At 72.5% G+C, this 20,906-nt stretch carries 15 protein-coding genes and 2 pseudogenes; 9 read left to right on the top strand and 8 right to left on the bottom strand.

What is annotated here, in order from left to right:
* Positions 1–81: 81 nt before the first annotated feature.
* From BGM09_RS37685 to BGM09_RS14575, 5 genes and pseudogenes are all read right to left on the bottom strand, one after another.
* A pseudogene (locus BGM09_RS37685) lies at positions 82–381 on the bottom strand (SDR family NAD(P)-dependent oxidoreductase); the annotation flags it as partial.
* A 55-nt stretch (positions 382–436) separates the two neighbouring features.
* Positions 437–1,108 carry an MOSC domain-containing protein gene (locus tag BGM09_RS14590; protein ID WP_188281991.1) on the bottom strand — a complete coding sequence of 224 codons (672 nt, stop codon included), beginning with the start codon at positions 1,106–1,108 and terminating at the stop codon, positions 437–439.
* A gap of 10 nt (positions 1,109–1,118) precedes the next feature.
* Positions 1,119–1,784, bottom strand: coding sequence for an MOSC domain-containing protein (locus BGM09_RS14585; RefSeq protein WP_188281990.1), 666 nt, complete (start codon positions 1,782–1,784; stop codon positions 1,119–1,121).
* 19 nt (positions 1,785–1,803) lie between these two features.
* On the bottom strand, positions 1,804–2,592 hold the full coding sequence (locus tag BGM09_RS14580) for a GNAT family N-acetyltransferase (protein ID WP_188281989.1): 789 nt from the start codon (positions 2,590–2,592) through the stop codon (positions 1,804–1,806).
* Positions 2,593–2,668: 76 nt separating this feature from the next.
* Positions 2,669–3,823, bottom strand: a complete 1,155-nt coding sequence (locus tag BGM09_RS14575) for an aminotransferase class V-fold PLP-dependent enzyme (RefSeq protein ID WP_188281988.1) — start codon at positions 3,821–3,823, stop codon at positions 2,669–2,671.
* Between the two features lie 84 nt (positions 3,824–3,907).
* Between BGM09_RS14575 and BGM09_RS14570 the strand changes: the two genes are divergently transcribed.
* Positions 3,908–4,813 (top strand): LysR family transcriptional regulator, encoded by a 906-nt coding sequence (locus BGM09_RS14570; protein WP_188281987.1) that lies wholly within the window; start codon positions 3,908–3,910, stop codon positions 4,811–4,813.
* A gap of 241 nt (positions 4,814–5,054) precedes the next feature.
* Here BGM09_RS14570 and BGM09_RS14565 read toward each other — a convergent pair.
* Positions 5,055–5,363 (bottom strand): annotated as a pseudogene (locus BGM09_RS14565) (WhiB family transcriptional regulator); the annotation flags it as partial.
* A 479-nt stretch (positions 5,364–5,842) separates the two neighbouring features.
* Here BGM09_RS14565 and BGM09_RS14560 point away from each other — a divergent pair.
* The 4 genes from BGM09_RS14560 (at position 5,843) to BGM09_RS14545 (ending at position 10,275) form a co-directional block, all read left to right on the top strand.
* Positions 5,843–6,454, top strand: a complete 612-nt coding sequence (locus tag BGM09_RS14560) for a response regulator transcription factor (protein ID WP_003948568.1) — start codon at positions 5,843–5,845, stop codon at positions 6,452–6,454.
* A 225-nt stretch (positions 6,455–6,679) separates the two neighbouring features.
* On the top strand, positions 6,680–7,300 hold the full coding sequence (locus BGM09_RS14555) for a sigma-70 family RNA polymerase sigma factor (RefSeq protein ID WP_317452699.1): 621 nt from the start codon (positions 6,680–6,682) through the stop codon (positions 7,298–7,300).
* Between the two features lie 124 nt (positions 7,301–7,424).
* Positions 7,425–8,927: an IMP dehydrogenase gene (guaB, locus tag BGM09_RS14550; protein WP_188281985.1), complete on the top strand. Its 1,503-nt coding sequence runs from the start codon at positions 7,425–7,427 to the stop codon at positions 8,925–8,927.
* Positions 8,928–9,153: 226 nt separating this feature from the next.
* Positions 9,154–10,275 (top strand): GuaB3 family IMP dehydrogenase-related protein, encoded by a 1,122-nt coding sequence (locus tag BGM09_RS14545; protein ID WP_188281984.1) that lies wholly within the window; start codon positions 9,154–9,156, stop codon positions 10,273–10,275.
* Between the two features lie 63 nt (positions 10,276–10,338).
* On the opposite strand, the gene BGM09_RS14540 is transcribed toward BGM09_RS14545, so the two are convergent.
* Both BGM09_RS14540 and BGM09_RS14535 read right to left on the bottom strand, forming a co-directional pair.
* Positions 10,339–11,016, bottom strand: a complete 678-nt coding sequence (locus BGM09_RS14540) for a hypothetical protein (protein WP_188281983.1) — start codon at positions 11,014–11,016, stop codon at positions 10,339–10,341.
* 133 nt (positions 11,017–11,149) lie between these two features.
* Entirely contained in the window at positions 11,150–12,430 is a 1,281-nt protein-coding gene (locus tag BGM09_RS14535) for a nucleotide sugar dehydrogenase (protein WP_188281982.1), read from the bottom strand.
* Positions 12,431–12,760: 330 nt separating this feature from the next.
* On the opposite strand from BGM09_RS14535, the gene BGM09_RS14530 reads away from it, so the two are divergent.
* The 4 genes from BGM09_RS14530 to BGM09_RS14515 all read left to right on the top strand — a co-directional run bounded on the left by BGM09_RS14530 (position 12,761) and on the right by BGM09_RS14515 (position 20,386).
* Complete coding sequence (locus tag BGM09_RS14530; RefSeq protein ID WP_188281981.1) at positions 12,761–14,467, top strand: glycerol-3-phosphate dehydrogenase/oxidase; 1,707 nt, start codon at positions 12,761–12,763, stop codon at positions 14,465–14,467.
* Between the two features lie 60 nt (positions 14,468–14,527).
* Positions 14,528–16,324 carry a serine/threonine-protein kinase gene (locus BGM09_RS14525; RefSeq protein WP_188281980.1) on the top strand — a complete coding sequence of 599 codons (1,797 nt, stop codon included), beginning with the start codon at positions 14,528–14,530 and terminating at the stop codon, positions 16,322–16,324.
* A 72-nt stretch (positions 16,325–16,396) separates the two neighbouring features.
* Positions 16,397–18,238 carry a serine/threonine-protein kinase gene (locus tag BGM09_RS14520; RefSeq protein ID WP_188281979.1) on the top strand — a complete coding sequence of 614 codons (1,842 nt, stop codon included), beginning with the start codon at positions 16,397–16,399 and terminating at the stop codon, positions 18,236–18,238.
* Between the two features lie 147 nt (positions 18,239–18,385).
* A complete protein-coding gene (locus BGM09_RS14515; protein ID WP_188281978.1) occupies positions 18,386–20,386 on the top strand; it encodes a protein tyrosine kinase in 2,001 nt (666 codons plus the stop codon).
* The last annotated feature ends 520 nt before the right edge of the window (positions 20,387–20,906 follow it).

The raw sequence follows: 20,906 nt of genomic DNA, 5'->3' as shown, positions 1-20,906 counted from the left end.
GCAGTTCCCCGCGCCCCTGAAAAGCAGGCCCTGCGCCAGTGCGGCGCCCTTGGAGGGCGAACCGTGGCCGGATGGCCTACCGGCGAGGTCACGGAGGGCCGCCGAGACGACGGCATCGGCGTCGAGCCAGGCGAAGGACGGCAGCCGGGAGGCGTCCATCCCGGCACGGGCGTGGAATTCGGTGCGGACGAAGCCGGGGCACAGGGCGAGGAGCCGCACCCCGGACCCGGCCGTCTCGGCGGCCACGCCCTCGGTGAAGTGGACGATCCACGCCTTGCTGGCCCCGTACGTGCCGCGAGGCAGGTAGGCCGCGACGGACGAGACGTTGATCACGTAACCGCGACCGCGCGACCGCATCGCGGCGACGGCCGCGCCGGTGAGGTCGGCGGGCAGCACCTCGACGTCGGCAGCGTGCGGGCCGCCGCCGGGACCTTCGTCAACGCGCCGGACTCAGGCGGTTGTTGACCGCCTCCAGATACGTACGGTTCATGGTGTCGGCCGCGGCCATGACCCGCGGCAGCAGCTCGGACTCCAGGGTCATCGCCCGGAAGAGGAAGGCGACGGTGACCTCGTGGTCCGGGCGGTGCACGACCTCGACCGGGTCCCCGGCGCGGACCTCGCCCGGCTCGATCACGCGCAGGAACGGCCCCGGCAGCCCCTCCTGGGTGAACCGCTTGACCCATCCGCGTTCGTCCAGCCACCCGGCGAAGGTGCGGCACGGGATGCGGGGCGAGGTCACTTCGAGGACGAGCCCCGCCGCGCCGATCCGCCAGCGCTCGCCGATGAGGGCGGCGTTGACGTCGATGCCGGTGGTGGTCAGATTCTCGCCGAAGCGGCCGTCGGGGAGTTCACGCCCCAACCGCCGCTCCCAGCGGTCGAGATCCTCGCGGGCGTACGCGTACACGGCCTGTTCGTCGCCGCCGTGGAAGCGCAGGTCGCAGACGGCGTCCCCGGTGAGGCCGCCGCCCGCGACGCCGCGCGGTCCGGGCGCGGCGACGGCGACGGGTCCGGCCACCGGGCGCTTCGCGATGCCGGTGAGGCCGCCTTCGCTGTCGGTGTAGGGCACGACGAGGGGGCGGGCGACGTTCACGGAGAGCACTCGGGACATGGGACGCAGCCTATTTCGCTTCGCGGTCGAGCCGGCGCCGGATCGCGTCGCGGTCCTCGCGGGGGAGGGCGTCGAGGCCGGTCAGCAGCGGCAGCAGTTCGGGCTCGGTGGTGAAGGCCCGGAAGGACAGCGCGACGGTGACCTCGTGGTCCGGCCGGCGCACGACCTCGACCGGGTCCCCGGCGCTGATCTCGCCCGGCTCGATCACCCGCAGATACGGGCCCGGCAGCGCCGCGTCGGTGAAGCGCCGCAGCCACCCGCTCTCGCCGAGCCAGCCCGCGAAGGTCGCGCACGGGATGCGCGGGCAGGACACCTCCAGGAGGGGCCCTCGTACGCCGATCCGCCAGCGCTCGCCGATCAGCGAGGCGTTGACGTCGATGCCGGTGGTGGTCAGATTCTCGCCGAAGAAGCCGTTGGCGAAGGTACGGCCCAGCTCGCGGCCCCAGTGGTCGAGGTCTTCGCGGGCGTAGGCGTACACGGCCTGGTCGGCGCCGCCGTGGTGCTTGACGTCGTGCGCGCGGTCACCGGCCAGACCGACCGCGCCGTCCCCCTTCGGACCCGGCGCGCTGACCCGTACCGGGCCGGTGACCGGCCGTTTGTCGATGCCGGTCGCCGGGAGCCGCTTCCACGGGTTGGGGCGCGGGCGGCCGATGTTGACGCTCAGCAGCAGTCCCATGCGGGGCGCGCCTCCGCTCTCATGCCTGGTAGAGGTACGGGGTGGTGACGCTCAGGGCGCTGAAGCCGAGGCGTTGCAGGATCGGGCGGCTGGCGTCCATCGCGTCGACCTGGAGGTAGCGGTAGCCGCGGGCGGCGGCGATACGGGCCCGGTGGGCGATCAGCGCGCGGTAGATGCCGCGCCCGCGCCACTCGGCGACGGTCCCGCCGCCCCACAGGCTCGCGAAGTCCTTGCCGGGCGGCATCTCCATACGGGCCCCGCAGACCGGCCGGTCGCCCGCTGTCGCCAGCACCAGCGCGATCTCGTCCGGCGCCTGCGCGAGCGCGTCCAGCAGCCTCCCCCGGAGCCGCTCCGCGCCCGTACCGAACGCCTCCTCGTGCACGGCGGCCAGCAGGTCCACCCCGGCGGCGTCGGTCACCTCCACCAGCCGTACGCCGTCCGGCAGGACCGGCTCGGCGGGCAGCGCCGCGACCTCCGCGACCATCAGCGTCTCCGGCTCCTGCGGCACGAACCCCGCCGCGCGCAGCCGCTCGCCCAGATCGGCCGGCCGGTCGTGCGCGTACAGCTTCCACTCGAACTCCCGGCCCGCCCCTTCGGGCGACTTCAACCACGCGAGCTGCGCCCGGACCGCGGGACCCGCGCTGTCCTCGTCCAGCTCCGACCAGAGCACCCCGCTCCAGTCGTGCACCGCGGCCCCCGCCTGCCGCACCACCCCGCCGCCCCGCTCCACCCGCGTCCCCGCCCCCTCCGGCGGAGCGTCCCGCCGCATCTGAGCATCGAACAACCCGAGTACATAAGCGCGATCCATCCCCCCATCCCAACACGCCCACCCCACCACCCCCAACCGATTTCCCCCGGGCGGGGCGCGCCGCCCGGGAGAGGCGTCAGGCGAGGGCTTCGAGGGCGCGGTCCACGTCGGAAGGGGTGTTGTGGAGGTGGAAGGCGAAGCGCAGCGAGGTGGTGGGGGCGGAGAAGCGGACGTCGGCGGCGGTGAGGCGGGCGGGGGCGGTCGGGGGGAGGGCGACGGTGACGGTGGCGGAGGGGCCGGGGACTGGGGTGTGGCCGAGGGCGGTGAGGCCGTCGCGGAAGCGGGCGGCCAGCGCCGTGTCGTGGGCGTGGATCGCGGGGACGCCGATCTCCTCGATCAGGGAGAGGGAGGCGGCGGCGCCGACGAAGGGGAGGTAGGCGGGGCGGGCGTCGAAGCGGCGGGCGCCGGGGGCCAGCCTGGCGACGGGGCCGTAGCACCACTCCCAGGGGTCGTCGGCGGCGTACCAGCCCGCGAAGCCGGGGGAGAGGGTCGGCTCGGCGCCCGCGCGTACGGTCAGGAAGCAGGCGCCGTGCGGGCTGAGCAGCCACTTGTAGGCGTGGCAGACCACGTAGTCGTAGTCGTCGGCGCACAGCGGGAGCCAGCCGACGGACTGGGTGCCGTCCAGGAGCGTACGGGCGCCGTGGGCCGCGGCGGCGGCGCGGATCGCGGGCAGGTCGGCGACCCGGCCGTCGGCGGACTGCACGGCGCTGACGGCGACCAGCGCGGTGCTCGGCCGCACCGCGTCGGCGAGCGCGTCCAGCGGCACGATCCGCAGGTCCAGGTCCTCGCGGGCGGCGAAGGGCTGCACGAGGGAGCTGAAGTCCCGGTCGGCGACGACCACTTCGGCGCCGGACGGCAGCCGCGTCGCGATCAGCCCGACGCTCTCGGCGACCGTGCTGGCCAGCGCCACCCGCTCCACCGCCACCCCGACGATCCGGGCGTACGCGGCGCGCGCCGACACGACGGCCGCCTCGAAGGCGTCGGTGTCGGGGCGGCCCGCCGCCCACGCGTCGACGGCCCCGCGCAGCGCCGCCGCGGTGCGGGCCGGGAGCAGCCCGACGGTGGCGGTGTTGAGGTAGGGCGCGGCGGGGTCGAGGTCCGGATACTCGCCGCGGACGAGGCGGTTCGAAGCGAGGCCGTCCCCCGAGGCGCCGCCGGCGCCTGCGCCCGAACCGCTGCCCGCGCCCGTGCCCGTACCGCTGCCTGTGCTGCCGAATGCGATGGCGTCCATGGCTCCTCAGCGTGGCGCGGGCCCGCCTCAAAGTCCATTACCGATATCTGTCGGGTATCCCTAAGTTCCGCTTATGGTGGGCGGATGATCGAGGCACGTCATCTCCGGGTGCTGCGGGCCGTCGCCCGCACCGGTTCGTTCTCCGCGGCGGCCCGCGAACTGGGCTGCACCCAGCCCGCCGTCAGCCAGCAGATGAAGGCGCTGGAGCACTCCGCGGGCACCCCGCTGCTGGTCCGCGGCGCCCGCGAGACGCGGCTGACGGAGGCGGGCGACGTCCTGGTCAGGCACGCCGTCGGCATCCTGGCCGGGCTGACGGCGGCCGAGGAGGAGGTCGCGGCGATCGCGGGGCTGCGGGCCGGACGCGTACGCCTCACCTCGTTCCCCTCGGGCAGTTCCACGCTGGTGCCGGGCGCGGTCGCGGCGATGCGCGCGCAGTACCCGGGCACGAAGGTGTCGCTGGAGGAGGCCGAGCCGCCGCGCTCGGTGGAGATGCTGCGCGCGGGCGACTGCGACATCACGCTGGCGTTCCGCTACGTGGATCTGCCGACCCCGGCCGAGGAGTCGTGGGACGACCTCGTCGTGCGGCCGCTGCTCACCGACCGGCTGGTCGGTGTGGTGCCGGAGGGGCACGCGCTCGCCGTCGACGGGCGCCCGGTGGACATCGCGGAACTGGAGCAGGAGCAGTGGATCGCGGGGTGCGCGCGCTGCCGCCGCCACCTCGTGGAGGTGTGCGAGCGGGCCGGGTTCACCCCGCGGATCGACTTCGCGACCGACGACTACCCGGCGGTGGTCGGCCTGGTGGCGGCCGGTCTCGGGGTCGCGGTGCTGCCGGAGCTGGCGCTGGAGTCCGTACGCCCCAAGGGCGTCGCCGTGGTGGAGGTGCGTCCGGCCGTGCAGCGCGAGGTGGTGGCCCTCACGCTGCCCGATCTGGCGAACGTCCCGGCGGTGGACATGATGCTCGGCCGCCTCGCGCAGGCGGCGGCCCGCTGACCTCAGGGCACCGGTCGCCCGTCAGGAAGCGCGGGAAGCACAGGAAGCGCGGGAAGCGCAGGAACGATTCTGCTGGCGTCTCGCGGAAGCGCGCTCACACGTGGGACGTGTCGTGCAGGTCGTACGGGTCGCGGGCGTCGGACGTGTCGTGCAGGTCGTACGGGTCACGGGTGTCGGCCGCGTCGCGGTCGTCGTGGGGGTCGCGGTCGTCGCGGGCGTCGGACGGCTCGCGCTCGGAGCGGGCCGCTTCGGCGTCCGCCGAGGGCATCCGCGAGCGCGAGCGGCCCATCATCGCCTCGCGCTCGTCCTCGGTGAGTCCGCCCCAGACCCCGTAGGGCTCGCGGACGGCGAGGGCGTGGGTGGCGCATTCCGCCCGTACGGGACAGCGCATGCACACCTCCTTGGCGGAGGTCTCGCGCGCGCTCCGGGCGGCGCCGCGCTCGCCCTCGGGGTGGAAGAAGAGCGAGCTGTCGACGCCTCGGCAGGCGGCCACGAGCTGCCAGTCCCAGAGGTCGGCGTTGGGGCCGGGAAGGCGGGAGAAGTCTGCCATTGCTTATCCCCTCGGAGGGTGTGTGTCGGTCTGGGAGGCGATGGGAATTCCTGAAAAGCCAGCGTCTCGACCGTACATCTACTGTCGTAGTAGATGTAAATATGACTCATCGCCAATCTAGTGGCGAATAGCCCACAAGGCGCGAAAGAGCGTCCAAACAGTGAAAAATCTGGCATAACACCCGTTCGGCAGCATCCGGACAGGGCCGCTCGGCCCTAGAGGAATCGTTCCGCCTCCGAAATACCGGCTCTCTCACCCGTCTGACCTGCGGCCTGGACGATCCGTGCGCGCATGATCACGTAGAGTGCCGATGACCGTCGGCAAACTTCGTAACTCTTTCGGGTGAGGGTCGTTGAGTCTGGCGGAAGCGGTTGGCGGACAAGTGAATCGGGCAGGTGCCCGAGGCCGTCAGCCTCAACGGTGAACATTCGTACAGCCTGGAGGCACAACGTGACGCGGTTCAGCTGCGGAGGGCGGTCATGACTTCCGTCCTCGTCTGCGACGACTCCCCGCTCGCCCGAGAGGCCCTGCGCCGCGCGGTGGCCACCGTGCCCGGTGTCGAGCGCGTAACCACCGCGGCCAACGGCGAGGAAGTCCTCCGCCGCTGGGGTGCCGACCGGTCGGACCTGATCCTGATGGACGTCCGCATGCCCGGCCTCGGCGGCGTCGAGACCGTACGGCGGCTGCTGTCCGCCGACCCCGGCGCCCGGATCATCATGCTCACGGTCGCCGAGGACCTGGACGGCGTGGCGCTCGCCGTCGCCGCCGGCGCCCGCGGCTACCTGCACAAGGACGCCTCGCGCGCCGAACTGCGGGCGACCGTGACGCAGGCGCTCGCCGACCCCACCTGGCGGCTCGCCCCGCGGCGGCTGCGCTCGGCCGAGATGGGCGCCGCGCCCACCCTCACCGCCCGCGAGATCCAGGTGCTCGAAGGCATGAGCCACGGCCGCTCCAACGCCGAGATCGGCCGCGAGCTGTTCCTCTCCGAGGACACCGTGAAGACGCACGCCAGGCGGCTGTTCAAGAAGCTCGGCGCGTCCGACCGGGCCCACGCCGTGGCGCTCGGCTTCCGCTGGGGCCTGGTCCGCTGAACCGTCGTGTCGTACGCCCGAGAGGGCGGCCGTTCCGGCGAAGTCGCCCACAAGTCCTCGGTTTCCCGGGGGAGGACGCATGCTTGACGTATGGACTTCCTCGGGGATCGGCGGGGGCCTCACATGGCGGAGATGACAGCGTCGGGTTCGGCCGCTCATAACGCTTCGGTGCAGAAGTACGGCCGCGATGACGCGGATCGTGCCGCGGCGAGGCACCATGGGTGGATGCGCGACGACGACACTCCGGCCATCGGTGCCCTTGTCCGGCGCGCAGTCGACGGCGACGAGCGGGCGACACACGACCTGCTCGCGCATGTCCACCCGCTCGCCGAGCGGTACTGCCGCATCAAACTTTCCCGTCTTCCGGGCGACGCCCGGCACTTCGTCGACGACCTCGCCCAAGAGGTCTGTCTCGCGGTGCTGTGCGCCCTGCCCCGCTACCGCGACCTGGGGCGGCCGTTCGAGGCTTTCGTGGTCTCCATCGCCGCCCACAAGGTCGCCGATCTGCAACGGGCCGCCATGCGCGGTCCCGGCAGCACCGCCGTACCGTCCGACGAGATGCCGGAGAAGCCGGACGACTCCCTCGGTCCCGAGGAGCGCGCGCTGCTCAACAGCGACGCCGCCTGGGCCAAGAAGCTGCTCGACAATCTCCCCGACCACCTGCGCGAGTTGGTGCTGCTGCGGGTCGCCGTCGGGCTGAGCGCCGAGGAGACCGGCCAGATGCTCGGCATGTCGCCGGGGGCCGTACGGGTGGCGCAGCACCGCGCGCTCAGCCGGTTGCGGGCCATCGCGGAACAGACGGCGGGGGCGCCCGCCGCCGGGGACGCGCCGGGTCTCTCGGCGTAGGACACGCGGGACACGCGGGAAACGCAGCGAACGGACGCCGGGTCCGGCGGAGAGCGTCATGGGAATAGCGGCGAAGCCACTACCATTGAACAACTCGCCGGGCAAGACCATTCGGGAAGGTGTCATGACGCTGAACGCCGACGGAGTAGCTGAGAAGTTCGCCACACTCGGGCTGACCTATGACGATGTGCTGCTGCTTCCTGGGGCGTCAGAGGTGCTGCCCAACCAGGTGGACACCTCCTCCCTCATCTCCCGCAACGTCCGGGTGAACATCCCGCTGCTGTCCGCCGCCATGGACAAGGTCACCGAGGCCCGGATGGCCATCGCGATGGCCCGCCAGGGCGGCGTCGGCGTGCTGCACCGCAATCTGTCGATCGAGGACCAGGTCAACCAGGTCGACCTCGTGAAGCGGTCCGAGTCCGGCATGGTCACCGACCCGATCACCGTCAGGCCCGACGCGACGCTCGCCGACGCGGACGCGCTCTGCGCGAAGTTCCGGATCAGCGGCGTGCCCGTCACCGACGCGTCCGGTCGGCTGCTCGGCATCGTCACCAACCGCGATATGGCCTTCGAGAGCGACCGCTCGCGCCAGGTCCGCGAGGTCATGACGCCGATGCCGCTGGTCACCGGCCAGGTCGGGATCTCCGGGGTCGACGCGATGGCGCTGCTGCGCCGCCACAAGATCGAGAAGCTGCCGCTGGTCGACGCCGACGGCAGGCTCAGCGGGCTCATCACCGTCAAGGACTTCGTCAAGGCCGAGCAGTACCCGAACGCGGCCAAGGACTCCGAGGGCCGGCTGCTGGTCGGCGCCGCCGTCGGCGCCAGCCCCGAGGCGCTGGACCGCGCCCAGGCGCTGGTCGGCGCGGGCGTCGACTTCCTCGTCGTGGACACCTCGCACGGCCACAACAGCAACGCGCTGAACTGGATGGCGAAGATCAAGTCCGGTGTCGGCGGGGTCGACGTCGTCGGCGGCAACATCGCCACCCGTGACGGTGCCCGCGCCCTCATCGACGCCGGTGTCGACGGTGTCAAGGTCGGCGTCGGACCCGGCTCCATCTGCACCACCCGCGTCGTCGCGGGCATCGGCGTCCCGCAGGTCACCGCGATCTACGAGGCCGCGCAGGCGTGCATCGAGGCCGGGGTGCCGGTCATCGGCGACGGCGGCCTCCAGTACAGCGGCGACATCGGCAAGGCGCTCGCCGCGGGCGCCAGCAGTGTCATGCTCGGCAGCCTGCTCGCCGGGTGCGAGGAGTCCCCCGGGGAGCTTCTCTTCATCAACGGCAAGCAGTTCAAGTCCTACCGGGGCATGGGGTCGCTCGGCGCCATGCAGTCCCGCGGCCAGGGCCGCTCCTACTCCAAGGACCGCTACTTCCAGGCCGAGGTCTCCTCCGACGACAAGCTCGTGCCCGAGGGGATCGAGGGCCAGGTGCCGTACCGCGGACCGCTGTCCGCCGTTCTCCACCAGCTCATCGGCGGTCTCCGGCAGACCATGGGCTACGTCGGCGCCGCCGCCGTCTCCGAGATGGAGTCCAAGGGGCGGTTCGTCCGCATCACCGCCGCCGGACTCAAGGAGTCCCACCCCCACGACATCCAGATGACCGTCGAGGCCCCCAACTACCACGGCTGACGCTGCGCTTGCGCAGGGCCAGTTTTTCAGGGGCGCGGGGAACTGCGCGCTCAGCCACGACGCTCCCGCAGGTCACCACCGGCCCCAGAGGGGCAATTCGGTGGTGTCCCGACCACCGGCCGGTGGGGGCGGGCCGCGCAGTTCCCCGCGCCCCTACGGGGCTCAGGCCGCCCGTGGGCCGAACGGGGATACTTAGGGGCCGCAGGCCAAAAGAAAGGCGCAGGACGTGACAGAGATCGAGATCGGCCGGGGCAAGCGAGGCCGCAGGGCATACTCGTTCGACGACATCGCCGTCGTCCCGAGCCGCCGCACCCGGGACGGGAAAGACGTCTCGATCGCGTGGCAGATCGACGCGTACCGCTTCGAGCTGCCGTTCCTCGCGGCGCCCATGGACTCGGTGGTGTCGCCGGAGACGGCGATCAGGATCGGGAACCTCGGCGGCCTCGGGGTGCTCAACCTCGAAGGGCTGTGGACCCGGTACGACGACCCGGAGCCGCTGCTCGCGGAGATCTCGGAGCTGGACGACACCCGGGCGACGGCCCGCCTCCAGGAGATCTACGCGGCGCCGATCCGCGAGGAGCTGATCGGGCAGCGGATCAAGGAGGTGCGGGACGCGGGCGTCGTGACGGCCGCCGCGCTGTCGCCGCAGCGAACCGCGCAGTTCTCGAAGGCGGTCGTGGACGCGGGCGTCGACCTGTTCGTGATCCGCGGCACCACGGTCTCCGCCGAGCACGTCTCCGGCTCGCACGAGCCGCTGAACCTCAAGCAGTTCATCTACGAACTCGACGTGCCGGTGATCGTCGGCGGCTGCGCCACGTACACGGCGGCGCTGCACCTGATGCGGACCGGCGCCGCGGGCGTCCTCGTCGGCTTCGGCGGCGGCGCCGCGCACACCACGCGCAATGTGCTGGGCATCCAGGTGCCGATGGCGACCGCGGTGGCCGATGTCGCCGCCGCCCGCAGGGACTACATGGACGAGTCCGGCGGCCGGTACGTGCACGTCATCGCGGACGGCGGCTTCGGCGCCAGCGGTGACCTGCCCAAGGCGGTCGCGTGCGGCGCGGACGCGGTGATGATGGGCTCCCCGCTGGCCCGCGCCACCGACGCGCCGGGCCGCGGTTTCCACTGGGGCATGGAGGCGGTCAACACCGAACTGCCGCGCGGCAAGCGGATGAACCTCGGCACCGCGGGCACCACCGAGCAGATCCTGCTCGGCCCGTCCCACGCGCCCGACGGCTCGATGAACTTCTTCGGCGCCCTGCGCCGCTCGATGGCCACCACCGGCTACTCGGACCTGAAGGAGTTCCAGCGCGTCGAGGTGACGGTCTCCCCGACCCACCACCGGTAGACCGCACACGCCGCAGAACGCACGAGGGGCCGTACCGCCGGCGCGGTACGGCCCCTCGTCGCGTCAGTTGTCGCCCGCGTGCTTCGCGACGCCGAAGGAGATGAAGGCGGCGAAGGCGAGGAAGAGGAAGCGCATGAAGCTGAAGTCCTTCTTCCACGAGTCGAGCAGGTCGCCGAAGTGGTGGAAGAAGATGTCGGTGACCGGCATCGAGCCGCCCTGGCTCGATATGTAGTGGCTGATCACGAGGGCGCCGCCGAAGAGTTCGCCGAAGACGACCGCGAACAGCGCGAGCAGCACGGCCACGAACGGCAGGGCCGGGTTGCGTCCGCCCGCCTTGCCCGCGGCGAAGCCCACGAGCGCGCCGACGCCGATCGCCATCAGCCGGAATTCGTGGGTGCTGCCGTCGTCGCTGGACAGCGCGCGCAGGATGCCGCCGTACGCGAGCGCGGCGACGATCGCGGCCAGCAGGCCGACCAGGAAGCCCAGTCCGGGGTTGTCGCGGCGGACGACCGGCGCCGGGGGCGGGTACGCGGCCGGGTTGAAGGCGCCGGGCGCGGGCGGCGCGCCCCACTGCTGCTGGGGCTGCTGGCCGTTGGGCTGGCCGTAGGGCGCCTGGGGCTGCTGGCCGTACGGGGCCTGCGGCTGCTGCGGGTAGCCGTATGCGGCGCCCGGCGGCGGACCGTACGGATTCTGGCCACTGGGCTGCTGCGGCTGCTGCGGCGGCGGGTAGTCGGCGCTCATGGGGTCCCCCGGGATACGGCGTTCGAAGATTGACGCCGAAATCTAGCAGCAGGGGGTGACAATCGGACAAGTTGTTCTTCTGGTCGTTACATGACCACTGCACGCGGATCGGGAACCCCGCCGCGGCGGGCCGTTACAGCCGCGCCGCCGCGCCCGCGGGCGTCGCCCCCCGTGTGTCCAGCAGGAGTTGCGCCTTGACCGCCAGGCCCTGGAGGTCGTACGTGCGGTGGTGCTGGAGCAGCACCGTCAGATCGGCCTCGGAGGCGGCCTCCCACAGGGAGTCGGCGCGCGGCACCGGACGGTCGAGAACACGCCACTGCGGTACGTAGGGGTCGTGGTAGCAGAGCTGCGCGCCGAGTTCGATGAGCCGGGTGCCGATCTCGCGGGCAGGGGCGCCCTCCTGGGAGGCCAGGTCGGCCTTGTAGGTGACGCCGAGGAGCAGGACGCGGGCGCCGCGCAGGGACTTGCCGTGCTCGTTGAGCAGCGCGGCGGCGCGCTGGACGACGTAGCGCGGCATACGGGAGTTGACCTCCTGGGCGAGTTCGACCATCCGCAGCGGGTGGCCGAGCATGCGGGCCTGGCCCTGGGCGGGCATGGCGGCGAAGAGCGGGACGGCGTTGGGGTCGAGGGCGGCGGCCGGGCCGCCGACGCCGGGTCCCGGGCGGAACGCCTGGAAGCCGAACGGCTTGGTCTCGGCGCAGCGGATCACGTCCCACAGGTCCACGCCGAGGTCGTGGCAGAAGACCGCCATCTCGTTGGCGAAGGCGATGTTGACGTGCCGGTAGTTGGTCTCCAGCAGGTTGACGGCCTCGGCCTCGCGGGGGCCGCGGGCGCGCACGATGCGTTCGGTGAAGCGGCCGTAGAAGGCGGCGGCGGCCTCGGTGCAGGCGGGGGTGCAACCGCCGATCACCTTGGGGGTGTTGGCGAGGTGGAAGTCCCGGTTGCCGGGGTCGAGGCGGCTGGGGGAGTACGCGAGGTGGAAGTCCCGGCCCGCGCGCAGCCCGTCGGCCTCCAGCAGCGGGCGCAGGAACCCCTCGGTGGTGCCGGGGTAGACCGCCGACTCCAGGACGACGGTGGTGTGCGGGCGCAGGTGCCCGGCGAGTGCGCGGGCGGCGGCGGACACCGCCGTCAGGTCCAGGGCGCGGTCCTCGCCGAGCGGGGTGGGCGCGCAGATGACGGCGGTCCTCACCCGGCCGAGCACCGCCGGGTCCGCGGTCGCGCGGAAGCCGCCCGCGAGCATCCGGCGCAGGTCGGCGGCGGCGAGCGTGCCCGGCGGTACGCGGCCCGCGTTGATGTCGGCCGCGGCGGCCGGGTCGGGTTCGTAGCCGATGACGCCGACGCCCGCGGCGGTCGCCGCCTGGGCGAGGGGAAGTCCGGTGCGGCCGAGTCCGAGCACTGCGAGGTCTGCGGGCATGCGGTTCAGTCCTCTCCCTTGCGACCACCACGGGGACTCCACGGATGGCTCCACGGATGGCTTTAAATCAGGCTAACCAGATAAATGACTGATATGACCGCACGGCGCGCCGTGCAGTCATCCGGGTTACGGGCACCCGGCACCCCCCGGCGGCACCCGGCACCCCCCGGCGGCACCCGGCACCCCCCGGCCGCACCCGGTCCGCGCCGTCGGCACCCCCCTCGACGGCGGGTCAAGGGTGGCCGCCCGCGCCGGTGGCGGTCACTATCGAGTGGAGGGCTATCCACCGCGGCGGCACGCGAGAGCGCCGCCACCATGGGAGGCACACGGATGCGTACGTCAACACTGGGCCCCGCCGAGCGGGCCGGGGCACTGGCCCGGATGGCCGAGCACGAGCTGGACCTGCTGGTCGTGGGCGGTGGGGTGGTCGGCGCGGGAACGGCGCTGGACGCCGTCACCCGTGGCCTGTCCACCGGCCTGGTCGAGGCCCGCGACTGGGCGTCCGGCACCTCCAGCCGGTCGAGCAAGCTGATCCACGGCGGCCTGCGCTACCTGGAGATGCTGGACTTCGCGCTGGTCCGCGAGGCACTCAAGGAGCGCGGTCTGCTGCTGGAACGCCTCGCCCCGCACCTGGTGCGGCCGGTCCCGTTCCTCTACCCGTTGCAGCACAAGGCGTGGGAACGGCTCTACGCGGGCTCCGGCGTCGCGCTGTACGACACCATGTCGGTCTCCTCCGCGCACGGCCGCGGCCTGCCCGTGCACCGCCACCTCACCCGTAAGCACGCCCTCCAGGTGGCGCCCGCGCTGCGCAAGGACGCGCTGGTCGGGGCGCTCCAGTACTACGACGCGCAGGTCGACGACGCGCGCTTCGTCACCACCCTGGTGCGTACCGCCGCCTCCTACGGCGCGCAGGTCGCCAACCAGGCGCGGGTGATCGGCTTCCTCCGCGAGGGCGAGCGCGTCGTCGGCGCGCGGGTGCAGGACGGCGAGCAGGGCGGCGAGTACGAGATCCGCGCCAAGCAGATCGTCAACGCCACCGGGGTGTGGACCGACGACACGCAGGCGCTGATCGGCGAGCGCGGCCAGTTCCACGTCCGCGCGTCCAAGGGCATCCACCTGGTGGTCCCCAAGGACCGGATCCACTCCACCACCGGGCTCATCCTGCGGACCGAGAAGAGCGTGCTGTTCGTCATCCCCTGGGGCAGGCACTGGATCATCGGCACCACCGACACCGACTGGGACCTGGACAAGGCCCACCCGGCGGCGTCCAGCGCCGACATCGACTACCTGCTCGAACACGTCAACTCGGTGCTGTCCACCCCGCTGACCAGGGACGACGTCCAGGGCGTCTACGCGGGCCTGCGTCCGCTGCTGGCCGGGGAGTCGGACGCCACCAGCAAGCTCTCGCGCGAGCACACCGTGGCGCACCCGGTGCCGGGACTCGTGGTGGTCGCGGGCGGCAAGTACACGACGTACCGCGTGATGGCCAAGGACGCGGTCGACGAGGCCGTGCACGGCCTGGACCACCGGGTGGCCGAGTGCTGCACGGAGGATGTGCCGCTGGTCGGCGCCGAGGGCTACCACGCGCTGTGGAACGCCCGCGCCCGCACCGCCGCCCGCACCGGACTGCACGTCGCCCGGGTGGAGCACCTGCTCAACCGGTACGGCTCGCTCGCCGAGGAGGTGCTCGCGCTGATCGCCGAGGACCCGTCGCTGGGCGCCCCGCTGACCTCGGCCGACGACTACCTGCGGGCCGAGATCGTCTACGCGGCGATGTACGAGAGCGCCCGCCACCTGGACGACGTGCTGGCCCGCAGGACCCGGATCTCGATCGAGACCTTCGACCGCGGCACCCGCAGCGCCCGCGAGGCCGCCGAGTTGATGGCACCCGTCCTGGGCTGGGACAAGGACCAGATCGATAAGGAAGTTGCCTATTACGAGAAGCGTGTTGAGGCCGAACGCGAGTCGCAATTGCAACCCGATGATCTGACCGCGGATGCGGCCAGGCTTGGCGCGCCCGATATCGTTCCCCTCTAGGCACGGTGCGTCTCGGGGGAGACGCGGCGCGCGTCGGGGGAGCGGGCGGAAGGGCGCGAGATGACGGGACAGGCCGACGAGGGGCGGTTGGTCGCGGGCCGGTACCGGCTGCTCGAACGCATCGGCCGGGGCGGCATGGGCACCGTGTGGCGGGCCGAGGACGAACTCCTCGGCCGGCAGGTCGCGGTGAAGAAACTGCACCCGCCCCAGCCGCACATGCACGACGACGAGTTGGCCACCCTCTTCGAACGCACCCGCCGCGAGGCGCGCGCCGCCGCCCGGATCAGCCACCCCAACGTGGTGGTCGTGCACGACGTCGTGGACGACGAGGGACTGCCGTCCATCGTCATGGAGTACGTCCCGTCGGTCACGCTCGGCGAACAGCTCAAGAAGCACGGACCGCTGCCGGTCGCCGAAGTCGCCAGGATCGGCCGCGGCATGGTCGCCGCGCTGCGGGCCGCGCACCGCGCCGGAGTGCTGCACCGCGACGTCAAGCCGGGCAACGTCCTGCTCGGCGTCGAGGGCGGCGCGCCCGTCGAGGGCGGTTCCCCCGAACAGGGCTACGGCAGCGGGCGCGTGGTCCTCACCGACTTCGGCATCGCCCAGGCGTCCGGCACCTCCACCCTCACCCGGACCGGCGAACTCATCGGCTCCATCGACTTCCTGTCGCCCGAGCGGATCAGGGGCGCCCTGCCGGGCCCCGAGTCCGACCTGTGGGCGCTGGGCGCCACGCTCTACCAGGCCGTCCAGGGCGAGTCGCCCTTCCGGCGGCCGACCGCGATCGAGACCGCGTACGCCATCGCCGAGGAGCCGGTGCTGCCGGCCGCCAACGCGGGCGCGCTGACCCAGGTGATCGCCGGGCTGCTCGCCAAGGAGCCGGGCGAGCGGCTGTCCATGGACGAGACCGAGCGCATGCTGCGGATTCCGCTGGCCGAGCCGGACACCGGACAGGTAGACACCGACCGGTTCACCTACCCCACGGGCGAGGGCCCGACCGCCACCGTCACCCAGGTGCCCGGCGCCCCGCCCCCCGGCGGCGCGCACTCCCCTCCGTACGCCGGCTCCTTCGGGCCCCCGCCGTCGTACTCCACGGGCACCGGTAAGGGAACGGGCGCCGGTCTCGGTACGGGCCCGGGTTTCGGTACGGGCGCGGGCGGTTCCGGTCCCGACACCGGCCCGCACTCCGGCGCGCACCGCCCCGACCGGCCGCGCCGCCGTACCGGACTGTGGATCGCGGGCGTCCTCGTCCTCGCCCTCGTAGCCGCGGGCACCGCGTACGCCGTCAACCACAACCGCGGCTCCGGTACGGACGCGGGCCCGGGGCCCACCACTCCGGCCAGCACACCGCCGACCACCAACACGCCCTCGGCCAGCCCGACACCGAGCGCCACCCCGTCGCCCCCCGCGCTGCCCGAGGGCTACCACCTGGTCACGGAGACCGACCACGGTTACGCGGTCCCGGTGCCCGACGGCTGGACACGGCAGGTCAAGAAGGACGGCGACGAGGTCGACTTCATCGACCCGACCGGCAAGATCGGCCTGAAGATCAGCTCGCTGGACTTCGGCAGCGACGACCCGTACGAGCACTGGCTGACCCTGGAGCCGCAGACCCAGGAACAGGTCGACGAGTACCACCGCGAACGGATGATCCGCACCATGCAGTTGGGGATGCCCGCCGCGCTGTGGGAGTTCACCTTCCAGGGCTCGGTCCGCAAATTCCATGCGATCGACCTCGGATTCGGCAAGCCGGGTGGTCGTGAGTACGCGGTCTACCTGTCGGCTCCCGACGCCGAATGGGACACCTACCGACCGGTGTTCACGAACGCTGTGGCCGGTTTCCGGCTATCGAACCCATAAGCCGGGTTCGCTTCCGCGTCCCCCGTTCGGGGATGATGGCTGTCAACACGTCCAGGACAGCAGAGGGATCCCATGAGCGAGGTCGAAAGTACCGACGGACGCGTGCTCGCCGACCGGTACCGCCTCGGCGAAGTCCTCGGCAAAGGCGGCATGGGCACGGTGTGGCGCGCCGTCGACGAGACGCTGGGCCGTACCGTCGCCGTCAAGGAACTGCGGTTCCCCGGCAACGTCGACGAGGACGAGAAACAGCGGCTGGTCACCAGGACGCTGCGCGAGGCCAAGGCCACCGCGCGCATCCGCAACACCGGCGCGATCACCGTCTTCGACGTGGTCAAGGAGGACGACCGGCCGTGGATCGTCATGGAGCTGGTCGAGGGCCGCTCGCTGTCCGACGCGATCCGTGAGGACGGCCCGCTCACGCCCAAGCGCGCCGCCGAGGTCGGCCTCGTCATACTCGACGTCCTCAAGGCCGCCCACAACGCGGGCATCCTGCACCGCGACGTGAAGCCCTCCAACGTCCTGCTCGCCGACCGCGGTTCTGAACCCGAAGGCCGCGGCGCGGGACGCGTCGTGCTCAGCGACTTCGGCATCGCCCAGATCGACGGCGACCCGTCCGTCACCTCCACCGGCATGCTCGTCGGCGCCCCCTCGTACATCTCGCCGGAACGCGCGCGCGGCCAGAAGCCCGGCCCGCCCGCCGACCTGTGGTCGCTCGGCGCGCTGCTGTTCGCCTCGGTCGAGGGCCGCCCGCCGTACGACAAGGGGTCGGCCATCGCCACCCTGACCGCCGTGATGACCGAGCCGGTCGGGCCGATGACCAACGCCGGGCCGCTCGCCGAGGCGATCAAGGGTCTGCTGGTCAAGGACCCGGCCCAACGCCTCGACCACGACGGCGCGTACGCCCTGCTGTCCACCGTCGCGCACGCCCCCGAACGCCCGGTCGCGCCGCCCACCTCCGACGCCCGTACCGTCGTGCTGAAGGTGGACCCCCAGCCCACCCCGACCGACGCCCCGCCCGCCACCCGCGCCGCCGCCGCAGACCAGGCCCGGCTGCGCGACGCGCTGCGCTCGGTCCGCAAGGCCGCCGCGGCCAAGATGCCCGCGAAGCCCGCGGCTTCGGCCGCCGCCCCTGAGCCGGGCGCTCCCGTCCCGCCGCCCGCACCGCCGCGCGCGTCGCTCACCGACGTGGTGCCGCGCCGCACGATGGTCATCGTGGCCGCGGCCATCGTGATCGCCCTGCTGGGCACGGTGATCGGCATAGCGCTGGCCAACTCCGGTGGCGGCGACGGCGGGAACGGATCGGCGGCCAAGCCCGGCGCCAAGACGTCGGCTTCCACGTCCGCGTCGGCGTCGGCGTCGGCCTCCGGCGGTTCGCAGGACAGCAAGGGCGGCGGTACGGACGACGGCAAGTCGCCTTCCACGCCGAGTGGTTCGGCGTCGGCGCCGACGACACCGGCGACGTCCGCACCGGCGGGCTTCTACCCCTTCCACGACACCGAGGGCTTCTCGATAGCCCTGCCCAACGGCTGGAAGCGGGTCGGGGACAACGGGTACGGCAGCGGCTCGAAGTTCCGGGGCTCCGACGGCCGCGAGTTGCTGGTGGACGTGACGCACTCGCCGGGCCCGAGCGCCCTCGGCGCGTGGCAGCACGACTCCAAGACCAAGGGCCCGGGGATTCCCGGCTACCAGCAGATCGCCGTCGTCAAGGCGGACTACCGCTCGTACGACGCGGCCGACTGGGAGTACAAGCGGGACTCGGGGGGTACACAGGTACACATCCTGAGCCGCGGATTCGTGACGGACGCGCACCACGGCTACGCCATAGTGTTCACGACCCCGGCCGACGCGTGGACCAGCGACTCCAACACCAAGGCCCTGGCGACCTTCTTCGCTACCTTCAAACCGGCCAAGTAAGCGCCCCGCAGCACGTATTGTGAGGAGCCGTGGACTGTCCGCAGCCGGATTCCGTTCGGATCGGACCGCTACGGGTACAAGGTGGGGTGCGGGCGCGGGTTCCCGCACGGATGGCATCGGGTCGGGAAGGGCCGGAGAGGGGGCGTCGTGGACGAATACGCGGGCCGCGTGCTCGCCGACCGGTACCGGCTGCCCCGGCCGCCCGCCGACGAGTTCGAACTGGTCGAGACGCGCGCCTTTGACACCTACAGCGGCCAGGAAGTCCTGGTCCGGCAGGTGCTGCTGCCCGAGGTCGTCACCGCCGAAGTCGCGGGCGACGACCGGGGCTACGGCGACCAGGACGCGCTGAGCGACAGCGCGCGGCGCGCTCTTGAGGCCGCCCGCTCGGCGGCCGCGATACCCGACCACCCCCGGCTGGTCCAGGTCTTCGACATCTTCATCGAGGGCGGCAGTCTCTGGATCGCGAGCGAACTGGTGTCCGCCCGGCCGCTCGCCGCGTTACTCGCCGACCGGCCGCTGGACGCCTACCGCGCCGCCGAGGTCGCTTCCGACGTGCTCACCGCGCTGCGCGCCCTGCACGCGTACGGCTGGACGCACCGCAATGTGACCGCGAGCACCGTGCTGGTCTGCGACGACGGCCGGGCGATGCTCGCCGGGCTCGCCGCGGGCGCCGCCCAAGAGGCGCTGTGCGGCTACGACCCCGTGCCGCAGCACATCCAAGTCCTCGCGGGCGGCGGCCTGTCGGGCGCGGGTGAGGACCAGTCCTGGCACGGCCCCGAGTCCGCCCTCGAACAGGAGCGGGCCCGGCAGAACCGGATCACCGTCATCGGCGCCGTCACCGAGCGCTGGGCGCCTGAGCAGGCCCACGAGGTCCACGAGAACTGGCGGCTCTCGCCGCCGGTCGGCCCGGCCGCCGACCTGTGGGCGCTCGGCTCGCTGCTCTTCCGTACCGTGCAGGGGCATCCGCCGTTCCCCGAGGAGAGCGCCGCCGAACTGGTGCAGATGGTGTGCGCCGAGCCGCCCGCCTTCGCCGAGGAGTGCGGCGCGCTGCGGCCGATCGTCGAATCCCTGCTCCGCCCCGACCCCGAAGAGCGGCCGGAGGCCGAGGAGTTGGGCGGCTGGCTGCGGTCGCTGATCCGCTCCGCGCCCGAGCCGGATCTGGGCCTCGACATGGTCCAGGTACCGACGGATCCGGCCAAATTGCCGATCGTCCGCCGCAAGGGCGAGCTGGTACGGCGGCGCCGCCGCAAGGCCGCCGCCGAGGCCGACGCCGCCGGGATGCAGCACCGCAGGCACGCCCGCGGCAAGCAGGCGAGGGTCACCAAGACCAAGCGCGAGCAGGTGCGGCGCAGCGAGATGCGGCAGGAGCAGATCCACCAGGAGCAGGAGGTCGTCTACCGCAAGCCCCCGCGCGGCGGCGACGAGGCGCCGCGCAAGCTGGGCGTGCGGCTGCTGATCGCGGTCCTGGTGGTGCTCGCGGCCGTCGTCGCGTACGCGGTGCTCGTCATGCCCGGCAACAGCAACACGTCGGACAACGGGGCCAAGGGCGGCGACCGTACGGTCCCGGCCGAGGTGTCGGGCGGGCACAGCGGAAGCAAGAAGCCGACGCCGACGCCGACGCCTACGAAGGCGCCGACGACGGCTGCGACGAGCGCGCCACCTACGCCGACGAAGGCGCCGACGAGCGCGCCGCCCGACCTCGGCAGCGACTTCGTCATGCGCACCGACTCCGCCGGGTTCACCGTCGCCGTCCACACCGGCTGGCAGCGCACCGGCAAGAACGGTCAGGGGCAGGTCCGTTACTCCGGCAGCGACCTCCAGCTCACCGTCGTGCCCGGCCGTGACAAGGTCTCCGACCACGGCAGCGACCCGCTCGCCTACCAGCTCGAAGAGCCCGAACTGGCCGCCTTCCGCGGCTCGTCCTGGTCCGCCGCCTCCGGTCTCCACACGCTCGACCTGCGCGGGCACAATGCCGCTGAGGGCGAATACAGCTATCGGGATGCCAACGACACGCAGATCTACGCCCTCAATCTTGCGGTCATCGTCGACGGGGCCTACCACGTCGTGGTCGTCAGCGGGCCCGACGCCCGCCGCGCCGACGTCCAGCGGGCCTTCGACAAGGCCGTCGAAACCTACGCGGCGAGCTGACGCCTGCCCCGTAGGGGCCTTGTTCTTCTTTTTCCCGCCCGCCCACCCGTGCGGGTGGGTTCTCCGTCTGCGGGTGCCGCTTGTGCCTGGTCGGTCCCGGCCCGGGGTACCTCCTCGAAATCCGTAACACCTGGCCTTGGGTATCCGGTGAGCTTCTTGTCAACGTATTTCTGCGGGGGCACCCCGGCCCGTCCCCTCCGGGTCCGTCGGCGTCTGCCTGTCCGTGGGGGTGGCCGGGGAGGGGAGTGGGTGGGGCTCGGGTACGTCGGCATCCGCCTGTCCGCTGTGGCTGAGGGGGGAGGGGGTGGGTGGGCTCGGCTACGTCGGCGTCTGCCTGTCCGCTGTGGCTGGGGGGGGAGGGGATGGGCGGGCTCGGGTACGGCGGCGGGTGCCTGTCCACGTGGGTGGCGGAGGGGGGAGCTCGGCGGCGTCCGCCCTCTCGTAGATGGCTGAGGGGGTGGGGGTGTGCTCGGCGGCGTCTGCCTGTCCGGTGTGTCTGAGGGTGAGGGGGTGTGGCTCG

This window comes from Streptomyces sp. CBMA29, from assembly GCF_014596445.1.
Classification (GTDB): domain Bacteria; phylum Actinomycetota; class Actinomycetes; order Streptomycetales; family Streptomycetaceae; genus Actinacidiphila.
This window is presented reverse-complemented; position numbering and strand designations above follow the sequence as displayed.